Here is a 664-nt window from a genome sequence, read left to right on the forward strand (position 1 = left end):
CTGTGGGTGAACGGGAAACCACGCTGGCGCAGATTTGGCAAAACCTGCTGGGGCTGGCACGCATCAGCCGGCACGACCACTTCTTCGAACTCGGCGGCCACTCGCTGATGGCGGTCAGCCTGATTGAACAACTGCGCAATGCCGGCTGGCTGCTTGATGTACGCAGTGTCTTCTCCGCGCCCGTACTAACCGACATGGCACAAGCTATCCGGACGGAGCAGGGAGAAGCGGCCTTTATTGTGCCGCCCAACCGGATCCCTGACGGCAGCACCGCGCTCACGCCTGAGATGCTGCCGCTGGTCACGCTGTCTCAGGCGGAAATTGACGCCATTATCGGCACCGTGGCGGGCGGCGCAGCTAATGTGCAGGATATCTATCCGCTGGCGCCGCTACAGGAGGGCATTCTGTTCCATCACCGGTTGCAAGAGAAAGGCGATGCTTATCTGTTGCACCACGTCATCGCCTTCGATACCCGGGAACGCCTTGAGGCTTTCCTTGGGGCGCTGCAACGGGTGATAGACCGCCATGATATCCTGCGTACCGCTGTCTGCTGGCAGGGATTGACACAGCCCGTGCAGGTGGTCTGGCGTCAGGCGCCACTGTCAGTGGTCACTTTTGAGCCCGCTTGCGCAGAAAATGTGTCGGCCCAATTACAGGCGCACAC

1 protein-coding gene is annotated in these 664 nt (G+C 60.7%); it reads left to right on the top strand.

Annotated features, from left to right (window positions below; all coding sequences use genetic code 11):
- A partial coding sequence (locus ABR397_RS23045) for a condensation domain-containing protein (protein WP_350307739.1) occupies positions 1 to 664 on the top strand: 664 nt, incomplete at both ends.

The organism is Photorhabdus viridis (assembly GCF_040256935.1).
Classification (GTDB): domain Bacteria; phylum Pseudomonadota; class Gammaproteobacteria; order Enterobacterales; family Enterobacteriaceae; genus Photorhabdus; species Photorhabdus viridis.